Origin of the sequence: Marinospirillum perlucidum (genome assembly GCF_003336805.1) — a bacterium.
Taxonomy (GTDB): domain Bacteria; phylum Pseudomonadota; class Gammaproteobacteria; order Pseudomonadales; family Halomonadaceae; genus Marinospirillum; species Marinospirillum perlucidum.
This window is the reverse complement of the sequence record NZ_QFWJ01000003.1, coordinates 304,278-329,769: the sequence shown is the minus strand read 5'-3', so window position 1 is coordinate 329,769 and position 25,492 is coordinate 304,278. Positions and strand designations below refer to the sequence as shown.

Genomic DNA, 25,492 nt, shown 5'->3' with positions numbered 1-25,492 from the left:
GCGTATGAAAGAAAACCAATACGACTACATCATCGTGGGTGCGGGGTCTGCTGGCTGCGTACTCGCCAACCGTCTGAGTGAAGACGGCCAGCACCGTGTACTCCTGCTGGAAACCGGTGGCAGCGACAAGAGCATTTTTATCCAGATGCCGACTGCGCTGTCGATTCCCATGAACACCAAGAAATACGCCTGGCAGTTTGAAACCGAGCCGGAACCCTATCTGGATAATCGCCGGATGCACTGTCCACGCGGCAAGGTACTGGGTGGCTCCTCTTCCATCAATGGCATGGTCTATGTACGCGGCCATGCACGCGATTTTGATGAGTGGGAAGCTGAAGGTGCCCAGGGCTGGAATTACGCCCAGGTGTTGCCCTATTTCAAGAAAGCCGAAACCTGGGCCTTTGGTGGTAATGACTACCGCGGCAGCGAGGGCCCCCTGGGCGTCAATAACGGCAACCAGATGCAAAACCCTCTCTACCAGGCCTTTGTCGAGGCCGGTCAGGATGCCGGTTATTTTCACACGGCCGACTACAACGCTGCCCAGCAGGAAGGCTTTGGCCCCATGCACATGACCGTTAAAAACGGTCGTCGCTGGTCAACCGCCAATGCTTATCTGCGCCCGGCCATGAACCGTGAAAACCTGACCCTGGTCACCCATGCCCTGGTGCATAAAGTCTTGCTCGACGGCAAAAAAGCCACGGGTGTGCGCTATGAAAAAGGCGGCAAGACCCATGAAGTCAGTGCTGCCAAAGAGGTCATCCTCTCGGCCGGTTCCATCGGTTCACCCCACCTGCTGCAACTCTCGGGTATCGGTCCGCGTGATGTGCTGGAAAAAGCCGGAATCGAGGTTCAGCACGAGCTGCCCGGTGTCGGTGCCAATCTTCAGGATCACCTGGAATTCTATTTCCAGTTCCGCTGCGAGCAGCCGGTTTCACTCAACCGCAAGCTGGACTGGTTCAGCAAGCTGAAAATCGGTGTCCAGTGGATACTCACCAAAACCGGCCTGGGTGCGACCAACCACTTTGAATCCTGCGGTTTTATCCGCTCCAAGGCGGGTGTGGAATGGCCGGATCTGCAATACCATTTTCTGCCCGCTGCCATGCGCTACGATGGCCGGGAAGCCTTTGATGGCGATGGATTTCAGCTGCACATCGGTCATAACAAGCCCAAGAGCCGTGGTCATGTCCGGGTTCAATCGGCTGATCCACGCCAGGCCCCCAGCATCCTGTTCAACTATCTGCAGCACGAAGACGACCGCGAAGGCTTTCGTGACTGTGTGCGCCTGACCCGGGAGATCATCAACCAGCCAGCGATGGATGCCTATCGCGGTTCGGAGATTCAGCCCGGTACCGAGGTGCAAACGGATGCCGAGATAGACGCCTTTGTGCGTCAAGCCGTGGAAAGCGCCTATCATCCCTCCTGCACCTGCAAAATGGGTCAGGATGAGCAGGCAGTGGTCACCCCCGAGACCCGCGTACACGGCATCGACCAACTTCGAGTCGTGGATTCTTCCATCTTCCCCACGATTCCCAACGGCAACCTCAATGCGCCCACCATCATGGTGGCCGAGCGTGCCGCCGATCTCATTCGTGGTCTGGAACCACTCAAAGCTTCCACCGCCCCCGTGGTGATGGATGATCTCTGGCAAGAGCGCCAGCGCCCAGGAAGCGCCAAGCGCGGCCACCCCTAGCTATTTTCCCTACGCCGGTTTAACCGCCGGCGAACCACTTGCAAACCGGCAGCACTTACCTATCGCCGCGAAATTCTTCGCTGGCGGCCAGGTAGCACCTGATTAACGTGAAAAGCGAAGTTCAGGGCTGGATTCATTCCTGATGAATTCCAGCACCTCCCACACTCTGTGGATCGCAACGCATTAATTAATCAGAGGTTTCCGAGGGAGCGCACGATAGCTAAGTGTTGGGTTTGTGTCCGATTCATTAACGAGGAGGAGCACCCATGTTAATCACCAGCAACCAACCTGCCCAACGGAGGATCAACCCATGACACTCTGGTTATCCGCAGGCATGCTGTTTACTTTTGCCGCCATCCTGGCGATTCTTTTGAAATGGGGCACGATGAAGGTCATCGGTGTTACGCCGGTGCATACCCTGACGTTTGTCGCCATTTTGTTTACCTCCGGCCTGGATGTGGGGCTGATCATGTTCCCGCTGACCGAGTTCGGCAGCTACGCCAATCTGGCGGAAAGCCCTGAATACAGCTTTGCCAACCCCTTGGCGATTGAATTTGGCTTCTGGGCCTTTTTAATCTGGGGATTTTATTTCCTCACCTGCTTCTATTTCGCCATCATCGAACCGCGGGTGCAGTTTTTTGAAATTCCGGTCGTGAAGATCATCAATAATGTGGTGATCATCGGCACCTGCGCCTTCACTGCTTATCTGCTGCTGGTCAACCTGCCCTGGTATCTGCCGCAGTTGGGTGATGGCGAAAGTGTCGTGCCCGAGTTTTATCTGATCGTGCTCGCATCTATCGGTCTGGCGGTCTACTCCAGCTCGCGAATCAAGTATGTGCGCATTCTCAGTCTGGCTTCCAGTGCCCTCTTTATTGCCCTGATTGCCCTGATGTGGGTGCGTGCTTTTGTGGTGGGCTCAGGTTCACCGGGCGACTTCTTCGGTACAGCGGGTTTGCTGGGCGAATACTTCGGCAACATCCACCAGTTTGTGCTGCCGCTGAATGACTACCACGAGTTCTATCTCTACTGGTGGTTCGCCTGGAGCATCATGATCGGTCAGTTCACCGCGCGCTTTGTCAGTGGTATCCGCACCTGGCAGTTGTTGATTGCCATGCTGATGATTCCCTCTATTGCCATTGGTGTCTGGTTTATCGTGCTCTACCAGTACCATGTCGAAAGCCTGGAGGTAGCCACCCTGACCAATCTGGCCATGATCACCGTGGGCGTGCTGATGGTGGTGAATTCACTGGATTCGCTGATTCGTCTCTACACCGACAACCTGAACCTGACTGCCGAGCGTTTGGGGCGCATCAACTACGTGATCTTCAACTTTATTGCCATGGTCGGGCTGACGCTGCTCTTCCAACTGGAATTCCTGCAAATCCAGTGGGTCGGTGCGCTGGTGATTGCCCTCTACTTTGGCTGCGCACTCTACATCCTGATCAAGCGTCGCGCTGAAGTGGCTGGCATCCAGGGATCACCTGAAGAAAATATCCTCGATTTCCATCGAATCGAGCAGGTGAGTTAAGCGCTAACGATCGAGTCAGTTCTTGAAGTGAAAAAGGCCCGGACAACCTCCGGGCCTTTTTTATTTCTGCTTTAGGGGCAGGGGTTGGGCTGTTGCAGGTGAATGGCTTCGATGGCTTCCAGCAGCTCTTGAGGCAGTTGCAGTTCGGCCGAGGCCAGGTTGCTTTCCAGCTGGTCCATGCGGGTTGCGCCGATGATGTTGCTGGTGACGAAGGGACGATCATTCACAAAGGCCAGGGCCATTTGTGCCGGGTCCAGGTTCCAGTCTTTGGCCAGTTGCACATAGCGCGCCGTGGTTTCTTCGGCCAGGGCCGAGGTATAACGCTGAAAACGCTGGTAGAGCGTCAGGCGAGCCCCTTCCGGCTGGGCCTGATTGAGGTATTTGCCACTCAGGACACCAAAACCCAGAGGAGAATAGGCCAGCAGACCGGCGTTTTCACGAATCGCCATTTCTGCCAGACCTACTTCAAAGGTGCGATTCAGCAGGTTATAGGGGTTCTGGATGGATTGAATACGTGGCAGGTTTTGTTGCTCACTCAGGCGCAGGTATTCATGCATGCCCCAGGGAGTTTCGTTAGAAATACCCAAATAGCGCACCTTGCCTTCCTTGACCAGGTCTTCACAGGCTTTGAGGGTTTCCTCGATGCTGATGGCACCGTCATCGCCCTGGTGTTCATAACCCAGGCGACCGAAATAGTTGGTTTTACGCTCCGGCCAGTGAATCTGGTAGAGGTCGATATAGTCGGTCTGCAAACGCTTGAGGCTGGCTTCGCAGGCTTCCTTGATTTGCGCGGCATTCAGGCGCGGGCCGCCTCTTAAGTGCTTCATGTCCGAACGACCCACGACCTTGCTGGCAATCACCAGGTCTTCACGCCGGGGTTGCTGTTTAAGCCAGCTGCCCAGGTATTGCTCGGTCAGCCCCTGGGTTTCCGGTTTGGGCGGCACCGGGTACATTTCCGCCGCATCGATAAAATTGACGCCTGCTGCGATGGCTCGATCCAGTTGTTCGTGAGCCTCGGCTTCTGTGTTTTGTTCCCCCCAGGTCATGGTGCCCAGGCAGATCTTGGATACTTGCAAGGATGTTGTTCCCAGTGGACGGTAGTGCATGCTGTCTCCTTGGTATCTAAAAAAGTTGATCAGAAGCTTTCTAGGAAACCTCTGATTAACTATTGCGCTTGCTTATGCTGCGTTGAAATTGGCCTCAAAGTGCTCATTTACTACTTGTAAACTCCGCTTTTTCGTTCAATTTCGCCTTGCCTAACCTGCGCTCATCACGTTAATCAGAGGCTCCCTAGGAATTTTTTGATCAAGACAAAAGGGTTTAAGAAGCTGACGGCGGGGGTGAAGGCTTAGCAGCTGCCTTCACTTCATCCACCCCCTGAACCGGATAAAGCTTGTAGATTTGAAAGAATTCTTCACGGGAAAAGCTTTTCAGCAGTTGTTTGCTGTAGGCAATCTTGCGGTTGCGTTTTAAATCAAAGCCTTTGTAGGCCAGTAGTTGCAAACAATCGGGGCAGACCTGACGCGGGCTGGACTGGTTTTCTCCCAGAGGAAGAGCACCGGTGCGCCGACTGCTGACCCAGACGCTCTGCTGAGGGTCCCAGCTAGCTGTTTGTGCACACTGGGCCAGATGGTAATCCTGCTGGTCTTCACGGTAGACCACCAGGCGCGAGTTCTTCAGGCCCCAGGTCAGGTCGGCAAAACGCTTGAGCCGATGCAGGGGCAGCTGGCGGCCTTCACGATCCAGTTCGGAGCGCTCACGTCCGGTCAGATGGCGTTCGGGATCAAAGAGTTCAAAGTGCCCGTTTTTTCGGGCTCCCATCTGCAGGCGTAGCTGCTTGAAGGGTTCAAACTCGGTGAAATCCGGCAGCTTCATTGCTCGGTGGTCTCCTCGGTGACCTGGGGTCGCCGGTGTTCTTCAAGAATTTCACGAATGCGCGAGTCGGCATCTGTTCTGACCCGAAATTCCACCCGCCGCGAGAGCTCATCGTTTTCACTGCCGTCTTCGTTGAGAATCGGCTGGGAGGAAGACAGCCCGTTGGCGGTCAGGTTGCGCTTTAGCCAGGTCTGCTCGTGGCTGACACCGGGCAGGTTAATCACATACTCCAAACTGGAACGGGTACGTGCCTGGGACAGGCGCATGTTGTTGATGTAGGCCTCGTTTTCGCTGGTGGCGTTAGTCCATTCACTGGAGGTATGGCCTTCGATGCGCACTTCTTCAATTTCATCGCGGTATTCCGGAGCGGTAATGACTCGCACATAACGGGGAAAGAATTCTCCCAGAATTTCGGCAAAACGCGGACGCAGGTTGGAAGAACCGATTTCGTAAAGGGCTCCGGAGTCCTGAAAGGTAATCACCAGATCGGGGCTCAGTTGAGCCCCCCAGCGCGGCAGATCCTCTTCAAATTCGGCCAGCAGATCCTCATAGAGGGCTTCACGGATATCCAGGTAGATTTCCGCGATTTCACGCATCCGCTCGCTTTCCTTTTGCACAATGACCATAAAAACCACGGAAACCAGCAGGAAGACCATCATCAGACCGGCCATGAGGTCACTGACAGAAATCCAGTGGGCTCCTTCTTCCCCGGAAAGCAGTTCTTCTTCCGGATTCTGGTCCAGACGGGTCATGCGTCACCTGCCTGGGTCCTGGCGGGTTTGGCCGAGTCTCGGGCTTCCAGTTTTTCCGCCAGTTGGACCAGCTCGCGCAGCTTGTCGGTCAGCGGGGTGTAGTCACTGACAAACTTCTCGGACAGGGCCGCCAGTTGGCTACCAAAGGTCTGCAGGGAATGCGTCAGTTCATGCTCCAGGGCTGCATCCAGACGCACCAGCTGCTGTTCGCTGCGATCCAGGGTCTTGTTGGCCTGTTGTTGCTGGCGGGCCAGTTGTTCATCCAGACGCGTGCCCAGGATCTGATTGAGATTTTCCACGCTATCAGCGACCCGCTTGGCCGAGCTATCCAGCAATTTTTGCATCTGGCTGTGCTGGCGATCCAGTTGTCCGGCCAGGCCATCGGTGAGGGCATGAATCCGGTCTTCGAGACGCGGCAACCCGCCTCCGGCCTTGTTGACCAGATTGGCCAGAGAATCCAGGTAGCTGCCCAGGGATTCCGATTGCTGCTGCAGCCCCCCCATGACTTCGCCCAGGGTATCAGCCACCACGTTAAACGACTGGGTGTGTTCAACCATGGTTTTGTAGGCTTCGGTGGCCTTGTCGAGCACCTGGCCATTGGCTCTTTGTTCGTTAAGCAGAGCTTCCAGTTCTTCCTTGTAGTTGTCCTGCCATTGCAGCATCTGGCCCACGGCCTGGTTCAACTGTTGGAAGTTCTCGCCATACTGGACATTGATCTGCTGGTTGAAATCCTGCAGCAGAGTTTCCAGCGCGGAAACCAGCGCCTTGGAGTTGGCATCCGCCATCTTCTGCTGGTAGTCACCAATACCCTCACCCAGCTTTTGCAGGCTGGCCTGGAGTCGCTGGTCATTGCTTTTCATGTATTCATCAATGCGGGTCAGTCCGGAATTTTTCAGCAGCAGGCGGATATCCCCGAGCAGGGTTGCCAGATCATCCATGGTCGCACCGGTGACCTGGGTGCTGCCATCCATGCCACGCACATGGTTGAGGACATGACGCAGTTTGATGGTCATGGCTCCGAGCAGACCGGCAATGGATGACCAGAAGGCGGTTTTCAGGCCTTCGATCAGCTGGGGAACACTGGCTTCAACATCCCCAGCATCAAATTCCATCAGACCCAGGGCGATACCGAAGAAGGTACCGAAAATGCCCACACTGGTAAGGATCGAGGGTGCGGCATTGACTGTTCTCAGGGAGTAGACGGGCCCATGAAAATAGGCGGTCATTCCCAGAATCAGGGCGATAAAAAATAAAGTCAGGGGTGAAAAAAATGTAAAAAATGCCATGGTCAGCAATCACTAGTCTCTTGGATCAATCGGCCGCGGGTTAAGCTTCACCCTCAGCACGGGAAGTAGGCGGTCTTGTGGTGGCCCTTGTAAACCAGCCTCTCAGTTTACCTGCTGCGGCCTCCAGGGGTAAATTACTGCAAAGTTTTTAGGCTGTGGCGCTTATCCGCTACAATAATGCCGACATTCAACTCTACAGGAAAAGCTCTGTGAATAAAGCCAAGTTATTTGCGCTCAGCCAGTATCTGCTGCCCCATCACCTGCTGTCGCGACTGACCGGACACCTGGCCGCCTGTCAAATCGGTTGGGTCAAGAACCTGCTGATCACTCGATTTGCCAAGCACTTCCAGGTGGATATGAGCGAAGCTCAGGAAGAGCAGCTGACCGCCTACGCCAGTTTTAACGACTTCTTTACTCGTCCTCTGAAGCCAGGTGCGCGTCCCATTACCCCGGACCCCAAACAACTGGCCTGCCCGGCCGATGGCGCCATCAGTGAGCTGGGTAGTCTGGAGCATGGACGGGTGCTTCAGGCCAAGGGCATTCATTACAGCCTGACCCGCCTGCTCGGTGATGATGCCGACAAGGCCGCTCCCTTCATGGGCGGCAGTTTTGCCACCATCTACCTGTCACCGCGCGACTATCACCGCGTGCACATGCCTCTGGGGGCAACCCTCAAGGAAACCCTTTATGTACCGGGTCGACTCTTCTCGGTGAATCAGGCCACAGCGGATAATGTACCCGGCCTCTTTGCCCGCAATGAGCGCCTGGTCTGCTTTTTTGATACCCAGGCCGGCCCCATGGCCATGGTGCTGGTCGGTGCCATGATCGTGGCCGGTATCGAAACCGTCTGGGACGGCCAGGTAACGCCGCCGGTTCGCCAGGTTACCCTTAAGGACTTCACCGACCCCCAGCCAGTAGTACTGGAAAAAGGTGAGGAAATGGGACGCTTCAAACTGGGATCGACCGTGATCCTGCTGTTTGGTCCCGATGCGGTCAAATGGCGTGACGATCTGGAAAACCTCACCCCGGTTAAACTGGGTGAGCCTCTCGCTGAACTGAATCTTTAATAAAACGGGGAGCAGCTGCTCCCCGTTTTTTTAAAAGCGATACAGATATGCAAAAAAGCCGCCGGAAACCCATTCCCGACTGACCAGAGGGCTGGCCGTTACCTCATCGGGTAAACGCGTGGAACTGGCCACCAGCATGATCGAGTGGCTTTGATTGAAAGAATAGATCGTATTCAGATTTAAACTGGGCACCCAGGCTGCATCCGCCTGATAAGCCCAACGTTCACGACTGGCATCCGCCTCTTCAGCCCTGACGCCGTAGTAATAGCTTAAAAGGTCCGAACTTTGCCAGCTCAAGCTCACACCGGGACTCATTCTCAGTTTAGGGGTTATTTTGAACCCATAGCTGTAGCTGGTGCCGATTTCCTGGCCCTGGTGCTTGTCGAGCAGGTCGGTGATCAGTTGAACGGAAAACTGGTGACCGTTAACCCGACCGGAAAATCCCACGCCCCCATCTATCGACCAGTCACGATCTTCCATGCCATGCAAATACCAGGAATCGCTCGACTCATAGCCTGCCAGACGCCCCTTGACCAACACACTGGCCTGGACACCGCCCCATTCACCACCCGTTCCCCAGGCATTAATACCGGCTTCGATACCGCGCAAATAGGCAAAACGACCACGGTAACTGACAAAAGCGGGAATAGTATTAGGATTAGTACTCACTCCGCGATAAGGGCTTTGTCCCAAGGCTCCGCCAACACCGGCACTCCAATTGGCGGCTGCCGGCAAACTGGCTATCAGCAAGCCAGTCGCCACTAAAACTCTGATACCCCGAAAAGCCATCTTCCCTGCCTCTGTTAAAATGAATTCAATTCGTTGGCCCTTGCCAGTCAATCAAGCGTCTGTTTCAAAGACTAAAAAGTCTATCCAATACTGGTTGCAAAGCCAAGAAGCTGCCTCAATTACTTAAATGCTTCAATTTAAGCTAAAATAGACCTTGTATTTGAACCTTCAGGCGAATCATGCGCAAAATTATCCGAAAATTGCTGGTCTGGTGGTGGCGCTTGCTGGCATTGGGTGCACTTGGACTGAGCTTGGCTTTTGGAATCAATGCCTGGTTTGTCGGCCAGACCAGTGATCGCATCGAAACACTGGACGAAGGCTGTGTCCCCCTGCAGATGGGGATTCTATTCGGCACCAGCCAGTACTTACGTTCTGGGCATCCCAACCCTCACTATTATGGGCGCATCGAAGCGGCAGCCCGCCTTTACCGTGAGGGCAAGATCGTGCGCCTTTTGGTTTCTGGCGATAACCGTACGCGTTATTACAATGAACCGGCGCGGATGCAGGAAGACTTACGTGAAAGAGGCGTGCCAGCCAGTGCTTTACTGCTGGATCATGCCGGTTTCAGCACCTTTGATACGCTGAAAAGAGCCAAGGAAGTCTACGGCATCGACAAGGCCCTACTGATCACCCAAGACTACCATCTGCCCCGTGCTCTCTTTATTGCCAAGTCTCTGGAGATGGAAAGCTATGGCTGTACCGCGCCAGGACCTCGGTGGTCCGCCATGAAGAATATCCTCTTCCGCGAACTGGCAGCCCGCCTACTAACACTGGGTGATCTTTTTATCTGGCACCGGGAACCCCGCCTACTCAATGACCCTGAGCCCTTGGGGCATTAATCACCCATCCAGGTCGGGTCAGTGAACCAGCCAGACTTCGGTGGCCTCCAGATGCTCCTTAAGCTCCTGCAGTAGCGTCTGCAACTGCAGGGACAGGCTGGAGGAATCCGTCTCTTGCATCAGCCCCTGAAAGGCCCTTTGCAACTCCTGCTCGTGATCCTGGAGAAGATCCAGAGCCACGATTTCCGGGTCCTGCCACAGGCGACGAAACTGTTCCAGCAACTGGGTCAGGCCTTCAATATCCTGGTCGGCTGCCCGCGGGCGGATATCCAGTTCTTCTACAGCCGCTTGCTGCAAACGCTGGTGCAGGGTTTTCCGCTGTTCGAGCATGGCATCCAACTGCGCCTTGCGGCTGGTGACCGGCAGGCGTTCACGCATATCCTGGTAGAGGTCCAGGCTTTCTTCCAGCAGTTCCAGCAGTTCGTTAAAGCTGGCCTGGATCGGATTCAACAGCATCGCTTTCTTTTCTCCACAGCAAGCGCTTAAAAGGTCATCATACCAGTAGTCCCGCCACAAAAAACCCCGGTCCTTCACGGATACCGGGGTTTTGTAAGCTCAACGCCTAACAGGAAGCCATCAGGCCTTCATGATCAACGCCTTCTTGTCGGCCTTCATGGCGGCAAACTCGTCTTCAAAGAAGAATTTTTCTTCCCCAAAAGCAGGCTTGAGATGATTCAGCCAGGTGGCTTCTTCATCATACTTGGCAAAGAAAGGACGCTGTACCCAATCGGCACTACGGCCCTGGATAAAGCGCAGGACAAAAACCTTCTCACCCTGGATTTCTGTTACCCCCTGAATCTCGACCTTGCCGGGATCAGCGGACATGGAAGGCCCACGGGCAGTACGGCAAAGACCGGGCACCTGCTTCATGGCTTCGCGGTAGATTTCCCAGGTTTTGACCAGAGGCACTTCAAAGTAGTGGCGTGCCCCGGTATCGCGTTCAGCAAACATGTAATAGGGGATCATGCCCTGCTGAACCTGCATCTTCCACATCTTGGCCCACTGGTCGGCATCATCATTGATATGCTGCAGCAGTGGTGCCTGGGTGCGAATTTCGGCACCGGTATCGCGGATACGACGCACGGCTTCACGGCACACCTGGGTATCCATCTCCTGCCAGTGGTTGAAGTGAGCCATGAAGGCAATATGCTTACCCGCAGCGGTCAGTTCACGGAACAGCTGGAGGATATCAGCGGCATCGTCATCGGTGACAAAACGGTAAGGCCAGAAGGTCAGGCTCTTGGAGCCGATACGGATATTCTGGATATGATCCAGTTCCGGTTTCATCAGACCTTCCAGGTACATGCGCAGGTGCTTGGCCTTCATCACCATGGGATCACCGCCGGTCAGCAGCAGATCGGTAACTTCCTTGTGCTCGGCCAGGTAGGCATGCAGAGAGTCCGCTTCGTTGGAAGCAAACTTCAGATCCTTATCGCCCACAAACTGGGCCCAGCGGAAACAGAAGGTGCAGTAGCTGTGACAGACCTGACCCTGGCTGGGGAAGAAAAGTACAGTTTCCTGGTATTTGTGCTGCATACCCTGCAAAGGCTGACCATCCAGTAGAGGCAGGTTGAGATCCATTTGCCCGGCAGGATGAGGATTCAGATCAGCCCGGATGCGCTCTATGGCTTCTTTCAATTCAGCCGGAGCCGCTTCTGCCTTCATCAGTGCTGCTACTTCATCAAAGTGTTCGGGCTTGAGCATGCCACGCTGCGGGAAGGTGAGCTGAAAAACGGGATCTTCGGGTACCTTGTCCCAGTCGATCAGCTCGTCGATGACGTAGCTGTTCACTCGAAAAGGTAGCACCTGGCTGACCACACGCATATCAAAACGCAAGTCTTCCGGAAGCTTTTCCAGAGCTTCGATCTTGTCCAACTGACGCTGGGTATAAACCTTAAAGGGGCGGGCCTCTATGGCCGGGGTGTCAAGCGATACACGCTGGTTCATAGTCCGTCTCCTCCGGTAGGCAGGCTAAACTGGTTTTAAGTCTGTTAGTTAGAGGGGGACTTTTACAGAAACGCGCAAATATTTGCAAGAAAAACTAGAAAAATCGGCAAAAAAAGACAAAAAAGAGCGTTCACGCAAAAATAATTGCATAAACGCTCCGGAAGGCAAAGATGCGCTTTTAATGCTGATAATGGTGAATATCGCGCTGCGGGAAGGGAATGGTAATGCCGTTGGCATCAAAGCTCAGTTTCACTTCTTCCATCAAATCCCACTGCAGAAACCAGAAATCATCCAGCGTGGCCCAGACTCTCAAGGACAGATTGACCGAGTTATCACCAAAATCGGTAATGATGACCCGGGGTTCAGGGTCTTTCAGAGCCCGCTCATCGGCTGCAACCAAATCCAGCAGGAGTTGCTTGGCCTTGCGCAGGTCATCGTCATAGCTGATGCCGACACGGATATCCATGCGTCTTTGCGGCTCGGTGGAGTAATTCACCAGATTACTGCCCACCAGGGATGAATTGGGAATCATCACCACCTTATTATCCGGTGTTTTCAGATAGGTGTGCATCATGGCCATACGCTCTACACTGCCACCGGTACCCGCACCTTCAATATAATCACCCTTTTTAAAGGGCTTAAGCGCCACCAGCAAGAAACCTGAAGCCAGGTTTTGCAGGGAGTCCTTCAGAGCCAGGCCTACCGCCAAACCAGCGGCACCCAGAGCAGCCAGTAAAGAAGTGGTATTGACCCCGAGCTGACTCAGCACGGCAATAAAAAGAACAATTAACAGGAGTGCATGAACGATCTGCCCAAGAAAATGAGCTGCGGATTCATCCATACGTTTAGCCAGCGCTTTAACGCAGAGCTTTCTGACCTGCTTGACCAGCCACCAGCCAAAAACCAGCAGCAGCAACGCAGGCCATAGATTGTCAAAAATTCCCCAAAGCCGATCGACTACGGCTTCTGTTGCCATCAATTCATCCATTTAAGCATCCTCTTGATATTTCCGCCTGGCAAAATAAAGATTACTCCCATAAGGAGCAATAGCAGTAGTTAAAAGCTAACACAAAATGTATATTAACCCGAAATTAAAGCAACTCCTCACCAGTTCACGGAGGCCCTCCCATGAGCAACGCCCTGGCCCATTTGCTAACGTCCATTTTACGCCTGCTGGGCCTGAAAACCCTGGATAAACAATTCCTGTTTTCCTACGCCCTGATCTTCTGTTTAGCGGCTACGGCTTCGGTTTCGCTTTATCTGAGCCAGATGGTCTCTCCAGAAACCATCAACGTGGCCGGTGCCCAGAGAATGTTGAGTCAGAAGATGACCAAGGAAACCCTCTTGCTGCTGGAAGGTGCCGGTGACCGAGCCACTCTGGAAGCCACCCAGGCGCGTTTTGCTCAAGCCCACCAGGATCTTCTTCAGGGAAACCCTGAACGCCGGATCACGGCTTTTAAGGAAGCCGATATCCAGGCCAAGATGCAGGAAGTTGATCGTCTCTGGGCCGGAATGCAGACACAGATCCAACGCACCCTGAACCAGGGTGATGGCCAGAGTGTGGTGGAACTGAATCAGCAATCCATTCAGCTACTAAAAACCATGAATGAAGCTGTGGGCATGATGACAGCCCAGGTGGAATCCACTCAGAAACTACAGGTCTGGCTGGCTTTTACCAGCGTCACCCTGATTCTGGTGCTGGTTGTTCTGGGTCGGGTATTCGGTATGCGCCAGCTGATGGATCAGATTCAGGTGCTCCTCAAAGGACTCCGCCGGGTGGGTGAAGGCGATTTCACCCATCGGGTAGCGGTCAAATACAAGGAAGATGAAATCGGCCAGATGTTTACTGCCTACAACCATATGCAGGAGCAGGTATCCCAGCTATTAAATCAGGTCAAGCAAACCAGCGAGACCACCAACCAGCATGTTCAGGATACTGCCCGGGCTGCTCAGGCCACCGACCAAGGGGTAGCCCAGCAGCACGAGGACCTGGATCAGGTGGCAACCGCCATGAATGAAATGACCGCAACCGTAGCTGAAGTCGCCAATCATGCGGCCAATGCGGCTGAGGAAGCGGACACTGCTGATGATCGTGCTCGTGAGGGGCAGCAATTGGTTCGTCAAACCTCCGACCAACTCAATGAGCTATCCAACAACCTCAAAGAGGGCGCTGATCAGTTACACCGCCTACGTGATGAAACCAATAATGCGACAACAGTGCTGGAAGTTATCACGGCCATTGCCGAGCAGACCAATCTTCTGGCCCTGAACGCGGCCATTGAAGCGGCCCGTGCAGGTGAAGCCGGACGCGGCTTTGCCGTAGTTGCCGATGAAGTACGTAATCTGGCCAGTCGTACGCGGGATTCCATCGGTGAAATTGAAACCATCATTGCCCGCTTGCAGGGAGATGCCCACAAGGCTTCGGAATCCATGCTGACCTATTCCGATCAGGCTTCACAAACCGTGGTTCAGGTCGAAGAAGCCACTGCAGCTCTGGATGCCATTGTCTCGGCAGTGGACAGTATTCGTGGCATGAACAACCAGATTGCCACTGCAGCTGAGGAACAGCACCAGGTCGCTCAGGACATCGACCAACGCATCGTGCACATCGCCGGCATTGCCGAGCATAACCGCACCGAAGCCAATCAGGTCGTCACCTCCAGTCAGCAGATTCAGAAAGAATCAGAAGAACTCAATGAGCAACTGAATCATTTCCGAGTTTAAATCAGGCCAAAGCAGGCATAAAAAAACCCCGAATAATCGGGGTTTTTTTTCGTTCTCAAAACCTTAGGGCTTTTGAACGTAGGACTGACACCAGCCACCGGGTTCAACAGAGTTCTGTGGGAACAGAGAACAACCGTTGTTAGCCGGTTTGAAGAACATGCAGTTGTCGCAGCGCTGACCTTCCTGGTACTTGGCGTGGCCGGAGGCATCTGCTGCAACTTTAACGTAGTTCAGGGCAGCAGCCTGGGGGGCATCTTCGCTCAGAGCGGGCAGAGAAGAAGCAAAGGCTTGGGTTGAGAGCACGCCCATTCCCAGTGGCAGAGCAGCCAGACCGAAAAGGCCCTTTTTCAGAAACGCACGACGGCTGTTGTTAGACATAGTATTCATCCTCATCATCTTTAGTTTTTTGTGTGCCGGTTGATTGCACCGCAATCATCCCGGCCCGGCATTAACCTGTATCAAGGTTCTAGCCTATGACGATCATTATCCCCCAGGGGTTCCTCAACCGAGACCAACTTTAGTCGCAACCCCCTGCGGTCAAGCGTCACAGCCCAATATAACGCTAAATTCCAGAGAGGAAAACACTAGATCAGATATACCTATAAGAAGCCGTTATTCATCGACCTTTTTATCTTTCACAGCAGCCAACCAGGCCGGATCAAGACAGGTTTGTTCACTATCCAGCCCCAATTCCTGCATCCGCTCTTCAAAATGTTTTTTTTCCGCCTTAATCTCCAGGCTATTGGATTCATCACCATCCAAACGATGCATCTGCTCCACGGCCAGATGGTAAAAACGCAGCAACTTGAGCGCCTCGGCATCCCCGGCTTCTGCCAGAGGTTTAAGGCGGTGCATGACATTGGTAATCCGCATCAGGTTACGCTTGAGGTGCCAGCCGTAGACGGCTTCCTTCATCAGCGGCTGCTGGCTAAGGTAGTAGCGAACGAGTAGATAGGTGCAGCCAACAGCCAGGATGACGCCCAAAAGATTCCAGCGAAAGTTATTGCCTCCCTCACTCCCCAACAAGATTACCAGCAGTTGTGAGAGCAGCATGCCCAGAGCCGCAAAAACCGCAATAATCACCCAACTGCTTTTGCGGGTTTGGCGACGATAGTGCAAAGGGTCTATTTCCTGCAGGCAAAACGGGTTCATCATAGCTTTTCCTCAGATAGCTTCAGCAACACAGCGGTGCAGTTTAACCTGCTCTGCCAGTTTGTGCAGTGCCTGGCGGCTGGCCTCCCAGCCCAAGCAGGGATCAGTCATGGATTGGCCATAAACCCCCTCTCCGGCTTGCAGGGGTTGATTACCGGTTTCCAGAAAGCTTTCCAGCATCACGCCCAGAAGCGGTGACCCCTCGCCCAGCTGCAGGCCCAGATCTTCAAGAACCTCCGCCTGGCGCTCGGCTACCTTGCCGCAATTGGCATGACTGGCATCCACCAGCACCCGTGGGTTCAGGCCCGCATCCGCCAGACGTGCGCTGGCAGCCTGCACCTGAGACAAACGATAGTTGGGACCCGAGGCTCCACCACGCAAAACCAGGTGACCATGAGGGTTACCAGCCGCCTGGAATTGCACCAGTTGCCCCTGGGTATTAATTACTGTGGTTGCCTGGGGCTGGGCTGCTGCCTTGAGGGCGTTGATGGCAACATCGATGCTGCCATCGGTGGCATTTTTGAAACCCAGCACACCCGGCAGATGGCTGGCCATTTCGCGGTGCGTTTGCGATTCAGTGGTTCGGGCACCCAGGGCATACCAGCTGATCAAATCAGAGAAGTAATCGGCCAGAAAAGGATTCAGCGCCTCGGTGGCAATTGGCAAGCCCAGTTCAGCGACCTCCAGCATTAGCTGGCGGCAGACCCTTAAGCCACTATTGATGTCGGTCTGGCCATCCCGTTGGGGATCATTTACCAGGCCTTTCCAGCCCAGACAGGTACGTGGTTTCTCAACGTAGACCCGCATTACCAGGAGTAGCTGATCACCCACTTCCTGCTGCAGGGCGACCAGGCGTCTAGCATAATCCAGCGTGGCTTCCCGATCGTGTACCGAACAAGGCCCTACCACGACTAGAAAACGCGGATCGTCACCTGCTACCAGCTGACACAGGGCCGCTCGCTGTTGATCCACTTGCCGAGCCAGCCGGTTACTTAAGGGCAACTCCTGAAGCAGTTGCTCCCGGGTTATCAGAGGCTGGCTGGTCACTTGCTGCTGTAATTGACTGTTCATTTTGATTCCTTTAATCCCAGGATGGGTTCCAGGCATAAAAAAACCCCGGTGTGGCTGCACCGGGGTTTTTAGTTTCTTTGCCTGGGCAGCCACTGGGCGCCCGAAACCTGATGTTCAGACGCAAGTTATTGAACTAAACCAATAGCCTTTTGCAAAAACTGGGTTGTTGTTCAGATTAACTTGCATTTTAAAACTCTGTTTTGCGGTAGTGTTATTAACAGTCAAACACAAAAAGTGTTTGGGCTCAACTGCCAATTCGCACTTCCTGAATCACCAGGGCATGATGATAGACAGGTACATTCTGCCTTTCAAAATGCTTTTCCAGTTCCACGGCAACGCGATCACTGAGGTGAACACGGGCCAACTCCGGATGATTGCTGAAAAGATCATCCCAGATCTTTTCCAGATACTCCGGACTATAGTCATCAAAGAAATCAGCCAAAGCCTCACCGGTTACTTCCTGACCGGCAATAATCAGGCGTTTGGCGGCTTCAATAATTTCTCTAAACTTTTCATTCCAATCGTTTTTAGAAGTCATCAGTGCTTAACGAGCTTACCCGCATCCAGTTTCTTTTGTTCCATCATCAAGGCAGTCACATACTCTGCTCTTGTTGAGGCATTGACTGGCTTGCCCTTGTCCTGACACCAGGTAATCAGGGCTTCCAGGTCGACATCCACCTTTTCGATCAGAATATTCCGGGTCGCAAAGACTTCGATCATTTCCAGGCTTTTGGCCTCCCACTCTTCCCAGCTGGATTCCAGGCGGTCACTGTCTTCAGCCACTTCCAACAGGCGATCCCATTGCTCGGGTCGAATCCAACAGAGGCCTGCAACCTGGGGCTGGTCTTTCGGTGCCTGACTCATTATTACTCCCGTGTTTTTACATCTACCCGGCCAGTTTAGCACAAGCGTCAGGATATCTTCTCGGCATAAGCATCCAGCAGGGTTTCCTGGGCACTGACTTCATCCTTGCCTTTACCGGGAGAATTCAGCAAGTAGGTGCCATCACTCTGCAACTCCCAGCTCTGGCAGTTATCCAGCAGGTAGGTTTCCAGATCCTTACGCACCCGGACGGCCAGTTTGGCATCCAGCAGCGGGAAGCAGGTTTCTACCCGGTGGAACATATTGCGCTCCATAAAATCGGCACTGGCGCAGTAGATCTCTTCTTTGCCATCGTTATAAAAACTGAAGACGCGCGTGTGCTCCAGAAAGCGCCCGATGATCGAACGCACGCGGATATTTTCTGAAACCTCGGGCAGACCGGGTCTCAGGCAGCAGATACCGCGTACGATCATGTCCACCTTGACGCCAGCCTGGCTGGCCCGGTAGAGCGCCTTGATCAGCTTGGGTTCGGTGACTGAGTTGGTTTTGATAACGATACGCGCTTTTTTGCCAGCCTTGGCCAGTTCCGCTTCGCGTTCGATCATTTCCACCAGACGCTTGTGCAGGGTAAAGGGGGCATGCAGGAGCTTGTGCATATTCAGCACCTGCCCCATACCACAGAGCTGCAGGAAGACGCGGTGAACATCCTCACACAGCTCCTGATTGGCCGTAAGCAGGCCGTAATCAGTGTAGAGGCGTGAGGTCTTGGCGTGGTAATTACCCGTACCCAGGTGAGCATAGTGATGCAGCTGGCCGTTTTCGCGCCGCAGGATGTGCATCATCTTGGCGTGAGTTTTATAAGCAACCACCCCGTAGATCACGATAGCACCCGCCTCTTGTAGACGGCTGGCCAGGGTCAGGTTATCGGCCTCGTCAAAACGGGCGCGCAATTCGATGACAACCGTCACCTCCTTGCCGTTACGGGCCGCTTCCACCAGGGCATTGACGATGCTGGAATCCGGGCCGGTGCGATAGAGCGTCTGCTTGATGGCCACGACATCGGGATCACTGGCCGCTTCGCGCAGCAGGTCTTCCACCGGCGAAAAACTCTCGAAGGGATGATGCAGCAGCAGGTCATTCTGGCGAATGGCATTAAAGATCGAGCCCTCTTCCTTACGCAGAGGCCTGGGCAAGCCAGCAGTAAAGGGAGCGTATTCCAGGTCGGGCCGATTCACCTGCCCCATCAGAGCCATGAGGCGATTGAGGTTGACCGGCCCATTGACCCGATAAAGCTCTTCTTCGCCCAGGCCAAACTGATGCAGCAGAAAATCCACCAGATCATCAGGACAGTTATCAGCCACTTCCAGGCGCACGGCATCGCCGTAACGACGCGATAGCAGCTCACCCCGCAGCGCACTGGCCAAGTCGGATACTTCTTCAGAGTCCACACTCAAATCGGCATTGCGGGTCAGGCGGAACTGGTAGCAGCCGCGAATTTTCATGCCGGGGAAGAGCAGTTCGGCATGGGCATGGATCATCGAGGAGAGGAAAACAAAGTTATCCCCCTCCTCACAGAGCTCATCGGGAATACGGATCAAGCGCGACAGGGAGCGAGGTGCAGGGAGAATGGCCATCCCGCCTTCACGGCCAAAAGCATCCTTGCCTTCCAGAGACACGATAAAGTTAAGGCTCTTGTTAACCAGGCGCGGGAAGGGATGCGAAGGGTCCAGGCCGATCGGGCTGATTACCGGCAGAATCTCTTCCTTGAAGAAATCCTCGACCCACTGGCTTTGTGCCTTGGTCCACTGATCGCGGCGTATAAAACGAATCTTTTGCTCTTCCAGGGCCGGAATCAGCAACTCATTAAGTATCTTGTACTGGCGCTCCACCTGCTCGTGACAGACACGGGCAATTTCCTTGAGGACCTCTGGTGGGCGACGCCCATCGACACCGGATTTCTCCCGATCCAGGGCCACCTGACGCCGCAGGCCTGCCACACGGATTTCAAAGAACTCGTCCAGGTTACTGGAAAAGATCAGCAGGAACAGCAGCCGGTTCAGCAGTGGGTGGCTAACATCCAGTGACTGCTCCAGAACACGGATATTAAACTGCAGATGCGATAGCTCGCGGTTGAAATAGAGCTCCGGATTATCCAGATCCACGCTATCATCCGTCTTGCGGCGACGCACCCCACTTTTGCTCTGGTTAATCCTGAGGATCGCCCTGGGGGCTGAAGTAGTATTCAGCCCTTCCGAGTCATTGCTTGACGTGGCTGTCTTGGAGGATTCCGGCCTGCTGGTCTTTTCGGTCATTGCCTGGTTCCTTGACTGAATGCGATTGGAGGTCGTTACTGATTCAACAGATAAGCGGCACGCTTGCCAAAATAGGTGAGGATGCCGTCACTGCCTGCGCGTTTAAAGCAGAGCAGCGCTTCCATCATGGCGGCTTCATCCAGCCAGCCTTTTTCAATGGCGGCCATCTGCATGGCGTATTCACCGCTCACCTGATAGACGAGGGTGGGAACACCCAGCTCGGTTTTGACCCGGTGAACGATGTCCAGGTAGGGCATGCCGGGTTTGATCATGACCATATCGGCACCTTCAGCCAGATCCAATGCCACTTCATGCAGGGCTTCATCGGAGTTGGCCGGATCCATCTGGTAGCTGGCCTTGTCAGCCTTGCCCAGGTTAGCGGCAGAGCCCACTGCATCACGGAAGGGGCCATAGAAAGCCGAAGCATACTTGGCAGCGTAGGAAAGAATACGTGTATTCACCAGGCCATCCTGCTCCAGCACCTGACGAATAGCGCCTATGCGCCCATCCATCATGTCTGAAGGGGCCAGAATATCGGCACCCGCTTCAGCGTGGGACAAGGCCTGCTTGACCAGTGTCTCCACGGTGCGGTCATTCAGCACATAGCCCTTAGCATCAATGATGCCATCCTGACCATGCGAGGTATAAGGATCCAAGGCAATATCCGTCATGATGCCCAGCTCAGGAACAGCATCCTTGATGGCCTTGATACTGCGCTGTACCAGACCGTTAGCATTGTAGGCTTCTTCGGCCAATTCGGTTTTTCCTTCGCCATCCACCACCGGAAACAAAGCAATAGCGGGAATGCCCAAATCAGCCAACTCTTTGGCTTCCTTAACCAGCAAATCCAGGCTTAAACGTTCCACACCCGGCATCGAGGGCACAGGTTCACGTTTATTCTCACCTTCCTGAACAAACAGGGGCACCAGCAGATCATTGGCCGTGAGCACTGTTTCCCGCATCAGACGGCGCGAAAAGTCATCTGCCCGCATGCGACGCATCCGGGTTGCAGGAAAATTACGGTTGGTTACTAACACAAAACAATCCTCTTAAACTAATCTATTGCAGGAGTATATCAGTAGCCAGGATGAAGGGAAGAGCGTCACCTTGCCACTCCACGAGTCTGCCACTAGAGTCAAGTTAACCCCCAAGCAACAAGGAGATGAAATCATGGCCAAGAAAAGATTTGCTGTCCTGTTATCCGGTTGCGGTTTTCAAGACGGCGCAGAGATCTACGAAACAGTTCTAACCCTCTTGCGTCTGGATCAACTGAATATCGACTATCAATGCATTGCCCCCCGCATCCCTCAGATGCATGTGATCGATCACAGTAAAAGCGAGGAAATGCCCGGTGATCGCGATGTCTTTACCGAAGCATCCCGCCTTGCCCGTGGCGAGCTTATCGATCTGGCCGACGCCAATCCGGATGATTATGACGCCGTGCTGTTACCAGGTGGTTTCGGTGTGGCAAAAAATTTCTCCACTTTTGCGACTCAGGGAGCTGATTGTGAAGTCAATCCGAAAATCGTTGCCTTCGTTCAGGCCTTTCATCAAGCGGACAAACCTATCGGCCTGATGTGCATTGCACCTGCTCTAACCGCAAAACTGGTTGCTCCAGGAGCTCTCTGTACCATCGGCCAGGATGCTGGTGTCGAAGGGGCCCTCTCTAGCATGGGAGCCCTGCACAAATCAGCGGCCGTCGATGAAATCGTTGTGGATAAAACACACAAGTTGGTGACCACCCCGGCTTATATGCTGGCTCAGCGACTGACCGAAGCCCAGGCAGGCATTTTTAAACTGGTCGACAAGGTTGTGGAAATGGCTTGACCGTCAAAAGCCCTGCAAAAGCAGGGCTTTTGGTTCAGATCAGATCGGTCACACCGGATAGATCGGGGGAAGTGCTCAGGCGAATAGCATCGATCCCCCAAAGGGTTGCAGGGTTAATCTTGATGCGTTCGTTAACGTTGCAGGCACTCTTGATGGCAAAATTCTGGGAACCCGTGTTACGCCGGCGAGGCGAGAGGAATAGATCGCCACTGGGTTTTTTGACGCTGGCTACCAGCGGCGATTTGGGGTCAGGGGTACGCCCGACCACTACAGCCAGCTCGCCATTGTTGAGCTTGACGTAAACTCCTGGCGGATAAAGACCCAGCTCATTGAGGAACAGCAACGTAAGCTTGGAATCAAACTTGCTGCCACGCTGAGTGAAAATATCCTTCAAGGAATCCTTGTGCTTGATCGGATTGCGATAGGGACGCGGTGTCACCATCGCGGTATAAACATCGGCCAGGGCCAGCACACGAGCTTCACGCCGGATATCTTCATCTTTCAGGCCTCGCGGATAGCCGGTACCATCCAGTTTTTCATGGTGCTGGGCTACCAGCTCCAGCCAGAGCTGATCATCGACACCCACCTCTTCCAGCTTTTGACGGCTTTGCTCGGGATGCTTTTCAATGACCTTGCGCTGCTGATCATTCAACGGCTGCTTCTGCTGGTGCAGACGCTGCTGATAAGGGTTCATTGCCAGATTACAAGTCAGGGCTGCCGCCAGAACAGACAGGCGCACCTCCTGCTCAACCTGCAGACGCTCAAGAATCAGTTCAGAAAGAACGGCAATCTGCATGGGATGGTGAACATGGTAGGGAAACTGATCCGCCAGATGCACAGCACCGAGCAGGGCATCAGCATCATATTCGGTTAAACCCTGAAGATGGGTGGCAATATCGTAGACGCGCTTCTTAACCACACCTGGGTTGGGCGTCTTGTCCTTTTCTATCAGCTTGAAAACTTCTTCCAGCTTCAGACAAAGCTCATCAAATTCGGCAAAAGGATTAACCTTGCGGCGAAAACGAACAGGTTGGGGGATCAGACTCTCAGGGTCAGGCTGAATTTCGCGCGCAAACAGGCCCACCCGTGTCAGGATTTCTTTCTGCCTTTCTGAGCGCAGAATAGCGCCCTTGGCCATCAACAACTTGCCAAATTCGTCGTAGATGGGCCAGGGTACCGGCTGTTCTATTTTCAAAAGTTCAGGAGTTATTCTGGATAACTCGAAATCACGCAACAACATAAGCTAATCCTTGCAGTAGGTCTGCAACCTATACAGGCTGTCCCGAATAGATCGCCTGTAAATGATCACCACCACACTCTAAAGCCTCGAACCAGGAGAGGAAGTTTTCTACCTGCTCCCCCTCGAACATGGAACCATGCTGAGGCACTATCATTTTAACCGGTTTCGGCAGATTACGGATCTGTTTGACCCATTGCCGACAGACCGCATTGGAGTGCATGTAGCGTTTATGGAAGCCTTCCATAAATGCCTTGTGCTCCTCGAAATCCTCTACGAAAAGCGCTCTCTTGCCCGGTGGAAAAATAGAAGCGCCGATATCCCCCGAAAAGAGAATGCCCGATCGCTCATCAAAAATGCTGAAGTTGCCTTCACTGTGCAAAAAATGTGCGGGCAGTAATAGCAGGTGATCCCCCGTGGGCAGCTTCAACTTGGCTCCCTTGTCCGGCAGAGGCACCACCCTCTCTGGCTCATCCAGGCCAAAGTGGGATACAAAATGCAGCCATAGCCTGGAAATCAGTAATTTGGCATCCGTCGCCTTCATCCAGTAAGGAGCCGAGGAACAGACGTCCGGATCCTGATGCGTGGCAATCAGGGTATTGATCTGACGCGGATGCAAATAACGCGTCACCTGCTCTAAAACCTGGTGGAATACGTAGGTTCCACCTGGGTCAAAAAGATAGCCCTGGTCACCGTTGATCACCATGCACTGGTTGGTCTGGACAAAGGAGTTGGAACCCTCCTCTTCTTCCCAGCCAAACCAGACAAACTGGTGCTCATCATCTTCGTAAAGTAGCCGGTTATCTTCCAGGTTTGCAGTCATCGTAGCAGGCTCCTAATCCTTGTTGGTTATCTTGCTACTCTAGGCCATTTATCCGGCCATAAAACTGAGCCAGCTCAAAATCCGTAGAATTCATCAAGCAGATCAGTACCACATTGTAAGTTTTCCAACCAATCCAAAAAGGCCGGAATCTTGTCCTTGCCGATGATGGCGCCATGCTGGGGAACAATCATTTCTATTGGATACTGGCGCACCATGGCCACCCATTTACGCAGGGCTGCATTATTACCCATATATCGTTTATGGAAGCCTTCAGTGTAGGGTAGATGTTCTTCCCAGTCTTCTACAAACAAGTAACGCTTGCCTTTGGGGAACACTGCTGCCCCGATATCACCGGAAAATAAAATTTTCGAGCGGCTGTCGTAAAAGCAGAAGTTCCCTTCACTATGCAAAAAGTGAGCAGGCAACATGACGATTTCACCACCGGCCGGTAACTTGATCATCTTGCCTTTGTCTTCAATAGCGACCAAGCGATTGTTATCGCTAAAACCAAAGTGGGATACAAAACGAATCCACAAGCGTGAAACCAGCAGACGGGCATTAGTGGCTTTTAGCCAGAGGGTCACTGAAGAAAGTACATCGGGATCCTGGTGGGTAGCCAGCAAATAACGAATCTGATCCAAGGGGATGTATTTGTTCACTTCCGAAGCTACTTCAGAAAAAATGAAAGCGCCGCCTGGATCAAAAAGATAGCCTTGATCCTGATTAATCACCAGCACTTGGTTAGACTGCACCAGGCTTTCATCAGAATCCGGATCTTCCCAGCCAAACCAGATGTATTGGTGTTCGTCATCTTCAAACAAGACCTTACTGCTTTCTACCATTTCAGGCTCCATGTACGGGCAAGAATTTCCTGTGTCTTAATATATATCAATAAAACACCAGGCCCACAATTGATATAAAACAATAAACCCAGCCATAAGCTGGGTTTATCATGCAAGATTGTAATTATTTATTTCACTCTGTTCCTTTCTTCTTAGGAAGCAGTCTGGAAATCAATATTCCCAGCTCAAATAAAAGCCACATGGGCACGGCCAATAAAGTTTGGGAAAATATATCCGGCGGAGTCAGTAACATTCCTATTACAAAACACCCCAGAATCACATACATGCGTTTTGATGACAGCTTTTCCACACTGGTAACACCAGCCAATACCATTAAAACGGTGGCAACGGGAATTTCAAATGCCAGGCCAAAAGCAAAAAATAATTTCAGCACAAAATTAAGGTAGGCATTGATATCGGTCATCACCGCCACCCCGTCAGGGGCTGCAGTGGTAAAAAAGGCAAACAACAGCGGGAAGACAACGAAATAGGCAAAGGCCATACCGCCGTAAAATAAAAGAATACTGGAAGAAACGATCGGAAAAGCCAGTTTCTTTTCATGATCGTAAAGTCCCGGTGCAATAAACCCCCAGATCTGTCCAAGAATATAGGGCATGCTAATAGCCACAGCGGCAAAAAGAGTCAGCTTAAAGGGAGCAAGGAAAGGCGATGCCACTTCGGTGGCAATCATCTGGGTGCCTTCCGGCATAATCAGGCGCAGCGGTTCAGAGATGAACAGGTAGATATCATTGGCAAAGTAAAAAAGCCCCAGAAAAACCAGTAAAACTGCCAGCACCATTTTCAGAATGCGGTTGCGCAGCTCGACCAGATGCTCAACCAGAGGAGCATGAGCCGTCTGAGTAGACTCGGGCTGGTGATTTTCCGAAGTGGAGTGCATCGCTTCCTCTT

General features: G+C 53.2%; 25 protein-coding genes. 6 read left to right on the top strand and 19 right to left on the bottom strand.

Translation table 11 applies throughout. The features are described 5' to 3' along the window. Positions 1-4: 4 nt before the first annotated feature. Both betA and DFK18_RS06330 read left to right on the top strand, forming a co-directional pair. The gene (betA, locus tag DFK18_RS06335) at positions 5-1,690 is read left to right on the top strand and encodes a choline dehydrogenase (RefSeq protein ID WP_114417390.1); all 1,686 of its coding nucleotides are present in this window, start codon (positions 5-7) and stop codon (positions 1,688-1,690) included. A gap of 310 nt (positions 1,691-2,000) precedes the next feature. Continuing rightward, positions 2,001-3,218 (top strand): BCCT family transporter, encoded by a 1,218-nt coding sequence (locus DFK18_RS06330; RefSeq protein WP_114417389.1) that lies wholly within the window; start codon positions 2,001-2,003, stop codon positions 3,216-3,218. Positions 3,219-3,289: 71 nt separating this feature from the next. Here the strand turns inward: DFK18_RS06330 and DFK18_RS06325 are convergent, their stop codons facing one another. The 4 genes from DFK18_RS06325 to DFK18_RS06310 all read right to left on the bottom strand — a co-directional run bounded on the left by DFK18_RS06325 (position 3,290) and on the right by DFK18_RS06310 (position 7,131). Next, positions 3,290-4,324: an NADP(H)-dependent aldo-keto reductase gene (locus tag DFK18_RS06325; RefSeq protein ID WP_114417388.1), complete on the bottom strand. Its 1,035-nt coding sequence runs from the start codon at positions 4,322-4,324 to the stop codon at positions 3,290-3,292. Positions 4,325-4,538: 214 nt separating this feature from the next. Continuing rightward, the gene (locus DFK18_RS06320; RefSeq protein WP_114417387.1) at positions 4,539-5,093 is read right to left on the bottom strand and encodes a hypothetical protein; all 555 of its coding nucleotides are present in this window, start codon (positions 5,091-5,093) and stop codon (positions 4,539-4,541) included. Beyond that, complete coding sequence (locus DFK18_RS06315) at positions 5,090-5,845, bottom strand: OmpA/MotB family protein (protein ID WP_114417386.1); 756 nt, start codon at positions 5,843-5,845, stop codon at positions 5,090-5,092. The genes DFK18_RS06320 and DFK18_RS06315 overlap by 4 nt, the downstream gene beginning before the upstream one ends. Next, the gene (locus DFK18_RS06310; RefSeq protein WP_162299709.1) at positions 5,842-7,131 is read right to left on the bottom strand and encodes a hypothetical protein; all 1,290 of its coding nucleotides are present in this window, start codon (positions 7,129-7,131) and stop codon (positions 5,842-5,844) included. Before DFK18_RS06310 ends, DFK18_RS06315 begins: the two co-directional genes overlap by 4 nt. 209 nt (positions 7,132-7,340) lie before the next feature. On the opposite strand from DFK18_RS06310, the gene asd reads away from it, so the two are divergent. After that, on the top strand, positions 7,341-8,198 hold the full coding sequence (gene asd / locus DFK18_RS06305; protein WP_114417384.1) for an archaetidylserine decarboxylase: 858 nt from the start codon (positions 7,341-7,343) through the stop codon (positions 8,196-8,198). 30 nt (positions 8,199-8,228) lie between these two features. Here asd and DFK18_RS06300 read toward each other — a convergent pair whose 3' ends face one another. Then, the gene (locus DFK18_RS06300; RefSeq protein ID WP_162299708.1) at positions 8,229-8,948 is read right to left on the bottom strand and encodes a MipA/OmpV family protein; all 720 of its coding nucleotides are present in this window, start codon (positions 8,946-8,948) and stop codon (positions 8,229-8,231) included. A gap of 218 nt (positions 8,949-9,166) precedes the next feature. Between DFK18_RS06300 and DFK18_RS06295 the strand changes: the two genes are divergently transcribed. After that, positions 9,167-9,826, top strand: coding sequence for a SanA/YdcF family protein (locus DFK18_RS06295; protein ID WP_114417382.1), 660 nt, complete (start codon positions 9,167-9,169; stop codon positions 9,824-9,826). Between the two features lie 18 nt (positions 9,827-9,844). Here DFK18_RS06295 and DFK18_RS06290 read toward each other — a convergent pair whose 3' ends face one another. The 3 genes from DFK18_RS06290 to DFK18_RS06280 all read right to left on the bottom strand — a co-directional run bounded on the left by DFK18_RS06290 (position 9,845) and on the right by DFK18_RS06280 (position 12,761). Then, positions 9,845-10,282 carry a hypothetical protein gene (locus DFK18_RS06290; protein WP_114417381.1) on the bottom strand — a complete coding sequence of 146 codons (438 nt, stop codon included), beginning with the start codon at positions 10,280-10,282 and terminating at the stop codon, positions 9,845-9,847. 120 nt (positions 10,283-10,402) lie between these two features. Next, positions 10,403-11,773, bottom strand: coding sequence for a KamA family radical SAM protein (locus DFK18_RS06285; protein ID WP_114417380.1), 1,371 nt, complete (start codon positions 11,771-11,773; stop codon positions 10,403-10,405). Between the two features lie 178 nt (positions 11,774-11,951). After that, positions 11,952-12,761, bottom strand: coding sequence for a mechanosensitive ion channel family protein (locus tag DFK18_RS06280; RefSeq protein ID WP_218563910.1), 810 nt, complete (start codon positions 12,759-12,761; stop codon positions 11,952-11,954). A gap of 140 nt (positions 12,762-12,901) precedes the next feature. On the opposite strand from DFK18_RS06280, the gene DFK18_RS06275 reads away from it, so the two are divergent. Beyond that, a complete protein-coding gene (locus DFK18_RS06275; RefSeq protein ID WP_114417379.1) occupies positions 12,902-14,497 on the top strand; it encodes a methyl-accepting chemotaxis protein in 1,596 nt (531 codons plus the stop codon). Positions 14,498-14,560: 63 nt separating this feature from the next. Here DFK18_RS06275 and DFK18_RS06270 read toward each other — a convergent pair whose 3' ends face one another. From DFK18_RS06270 to hemB, 7 genes are all read right to left on the bottom strand, one after another. Next, on the bottom strand, positions 14,561-14,875 hold the full coding sequence (locus DFK18_RS06270) for a high-potential iron-sulfur protein (protein ID WP_114417378.1): 315 nt from the start codon (positions 14,873-14,875) through the stop codon (positions 14,561-14,563). A 234-nt stretch (positions 14,876-15,109) separates the two neighbouring features. Continuing rightward, positions 15,110-15,652, bottom strand: a complete 543-nt coding sequence (locus DFK18_RS06265) for a DUF3087 family protein (protein WP_218563909.1) — start codon at positions 15,650-15,652, stop codon at positions 15,110-15,112. A 9-nt stretch (positions 15,653-15,661) separates the two neighbouring features. Further along, positions 15,662-16,720, bottom strand: coding sequence for a 3-deoxy-7-phosphoheptulonate synthase (locus tag DFK18_RS06260; RefSeq protein WP_114417377.1), 1,059 nt, complete (start codon positions 16,718-16,720; stop codon positions 15,662-15,664). 244 nt (positions 16,721-16,964) lie between these two features. Then, positions 16,965-17,258, bottom strand: coding sequence for a hypothetical protein (locus DFK18_RS06255; protein ID WP_114417376.1), 294 nt, complete (start codon positions 17,256-17,258; stop codon positions 16,965-16,967). After that, complete coding sequence (locus tag DFK18_RS06250; protein ID WP_114417375.1) at positions 17,258-17,584, bottom strand: hypothetical protein; 327 nt, start codon at positions 17,582-17,584, stop codon at positions 17,258-17,260. Before DFK18_RS06250 ends, DFK18_RS06255 begins: the two co-directional genes overlap by 1 nt. 47 nt (positions 17,585-17,631) lie before the next feature. Continuing rightward, positions 17,632-19,854: a polyphosphate kinase 1 gene (gene ppk1, locus DFK18_RS06245; RefSeq protein ID WP_114417374.1), complete on the bottom strand. Its 2,223-nt coding sequence runs from the start codon at positions 19,852-19,854 to the stop codon at positions 17,632-17,634. Between the two features lie 35 nt (positions 19,855-19,889). Then, positions 19,890-20,891, bottom strand: coding sequence for a porphobilinogen synthase (hemB, locus tag DFK18_RS06240; protein WP_281269761.1), 1,002 nt, complete (start codon positions 20,889-20,891; stop codon positions 19,890-19,892). Between the two features lie 133 nt (positions 20,892-21,024). On the opposite strand from hemB, the gene elbB reads away from it, so the two are divergent. After that, positions 21,025-21,681, top strand: coding sequence for an isoprenoid biosynthesis glyoxalase ElbB (gene elbB / locus DFK18_RS06235; protein ID WP_114417373.1), 657 nt, complete (start codon positions 21,025-21,027; stop codon positions 21,679-21,681). Positions 21,682-21,715: 34 nt separating this feature from the next. Here elbB and DFK18_RS06230 read toward each other — a convergent pair whose 3' ends face one another. The 4 genes from DFK18_RS06230 to tatC form a co-directional block, all read right to left on the bottom strand. After that, positions 21,716-22,921: an HD-GYP domain-containing protein gene (locus tag DFK18_RS06230; protein WP_114417372.1), complete on the bottom strand. Its 1,206-nt coding sequence runs from the start codon at positions 22,919-22,921 to the stop codon at positions 21,716-21,718. Positions 22,922-22,949: 28 nt separating this feature from the next. Continuing rightward, positions 22,950-23,741 carry an oxygen-binding di-iron domain-containing protein gene (locus tag DFK18_RS06225; protein WP_114417371.1) on the bottom strand — a complete coding sequence of 264 codons (792 nt, stop codon included), beginning with the start codon at positions 23,739-23,741 and terminating at the stop codon, positions 22,950-22,952. 74 nt (positions 23,742-23,815) lie between these two features. Next, on the bottom strand, positions 23,816-24,583 hold the full coding sequence (locus DFK18_RS06220; protein ID WP_114417553.1) for an oxygen-binding di-iron domain-containing protein: 768 nt from the start codon (positions 24,581-24,583) through the stop codon (positions 23,816-23,818). Between the two features lie 133 nt (positions 24,584-24,716). Further along, the gene (gene tatC, locus DFK18_RS06215) at positions 24,717-25,481 is read right to left on the bottom strand and encodes a twin-arginine translocase subunit TatC (RefSeq protein WP_114417552.1); all 765 of its coding nucleotides are present in this window, start codon (positions 25,479-25,481) and stop codon (positions 24,717-24,719) included. Positions 25,482-25,492 lie beyond the last annotated feature (11 nt).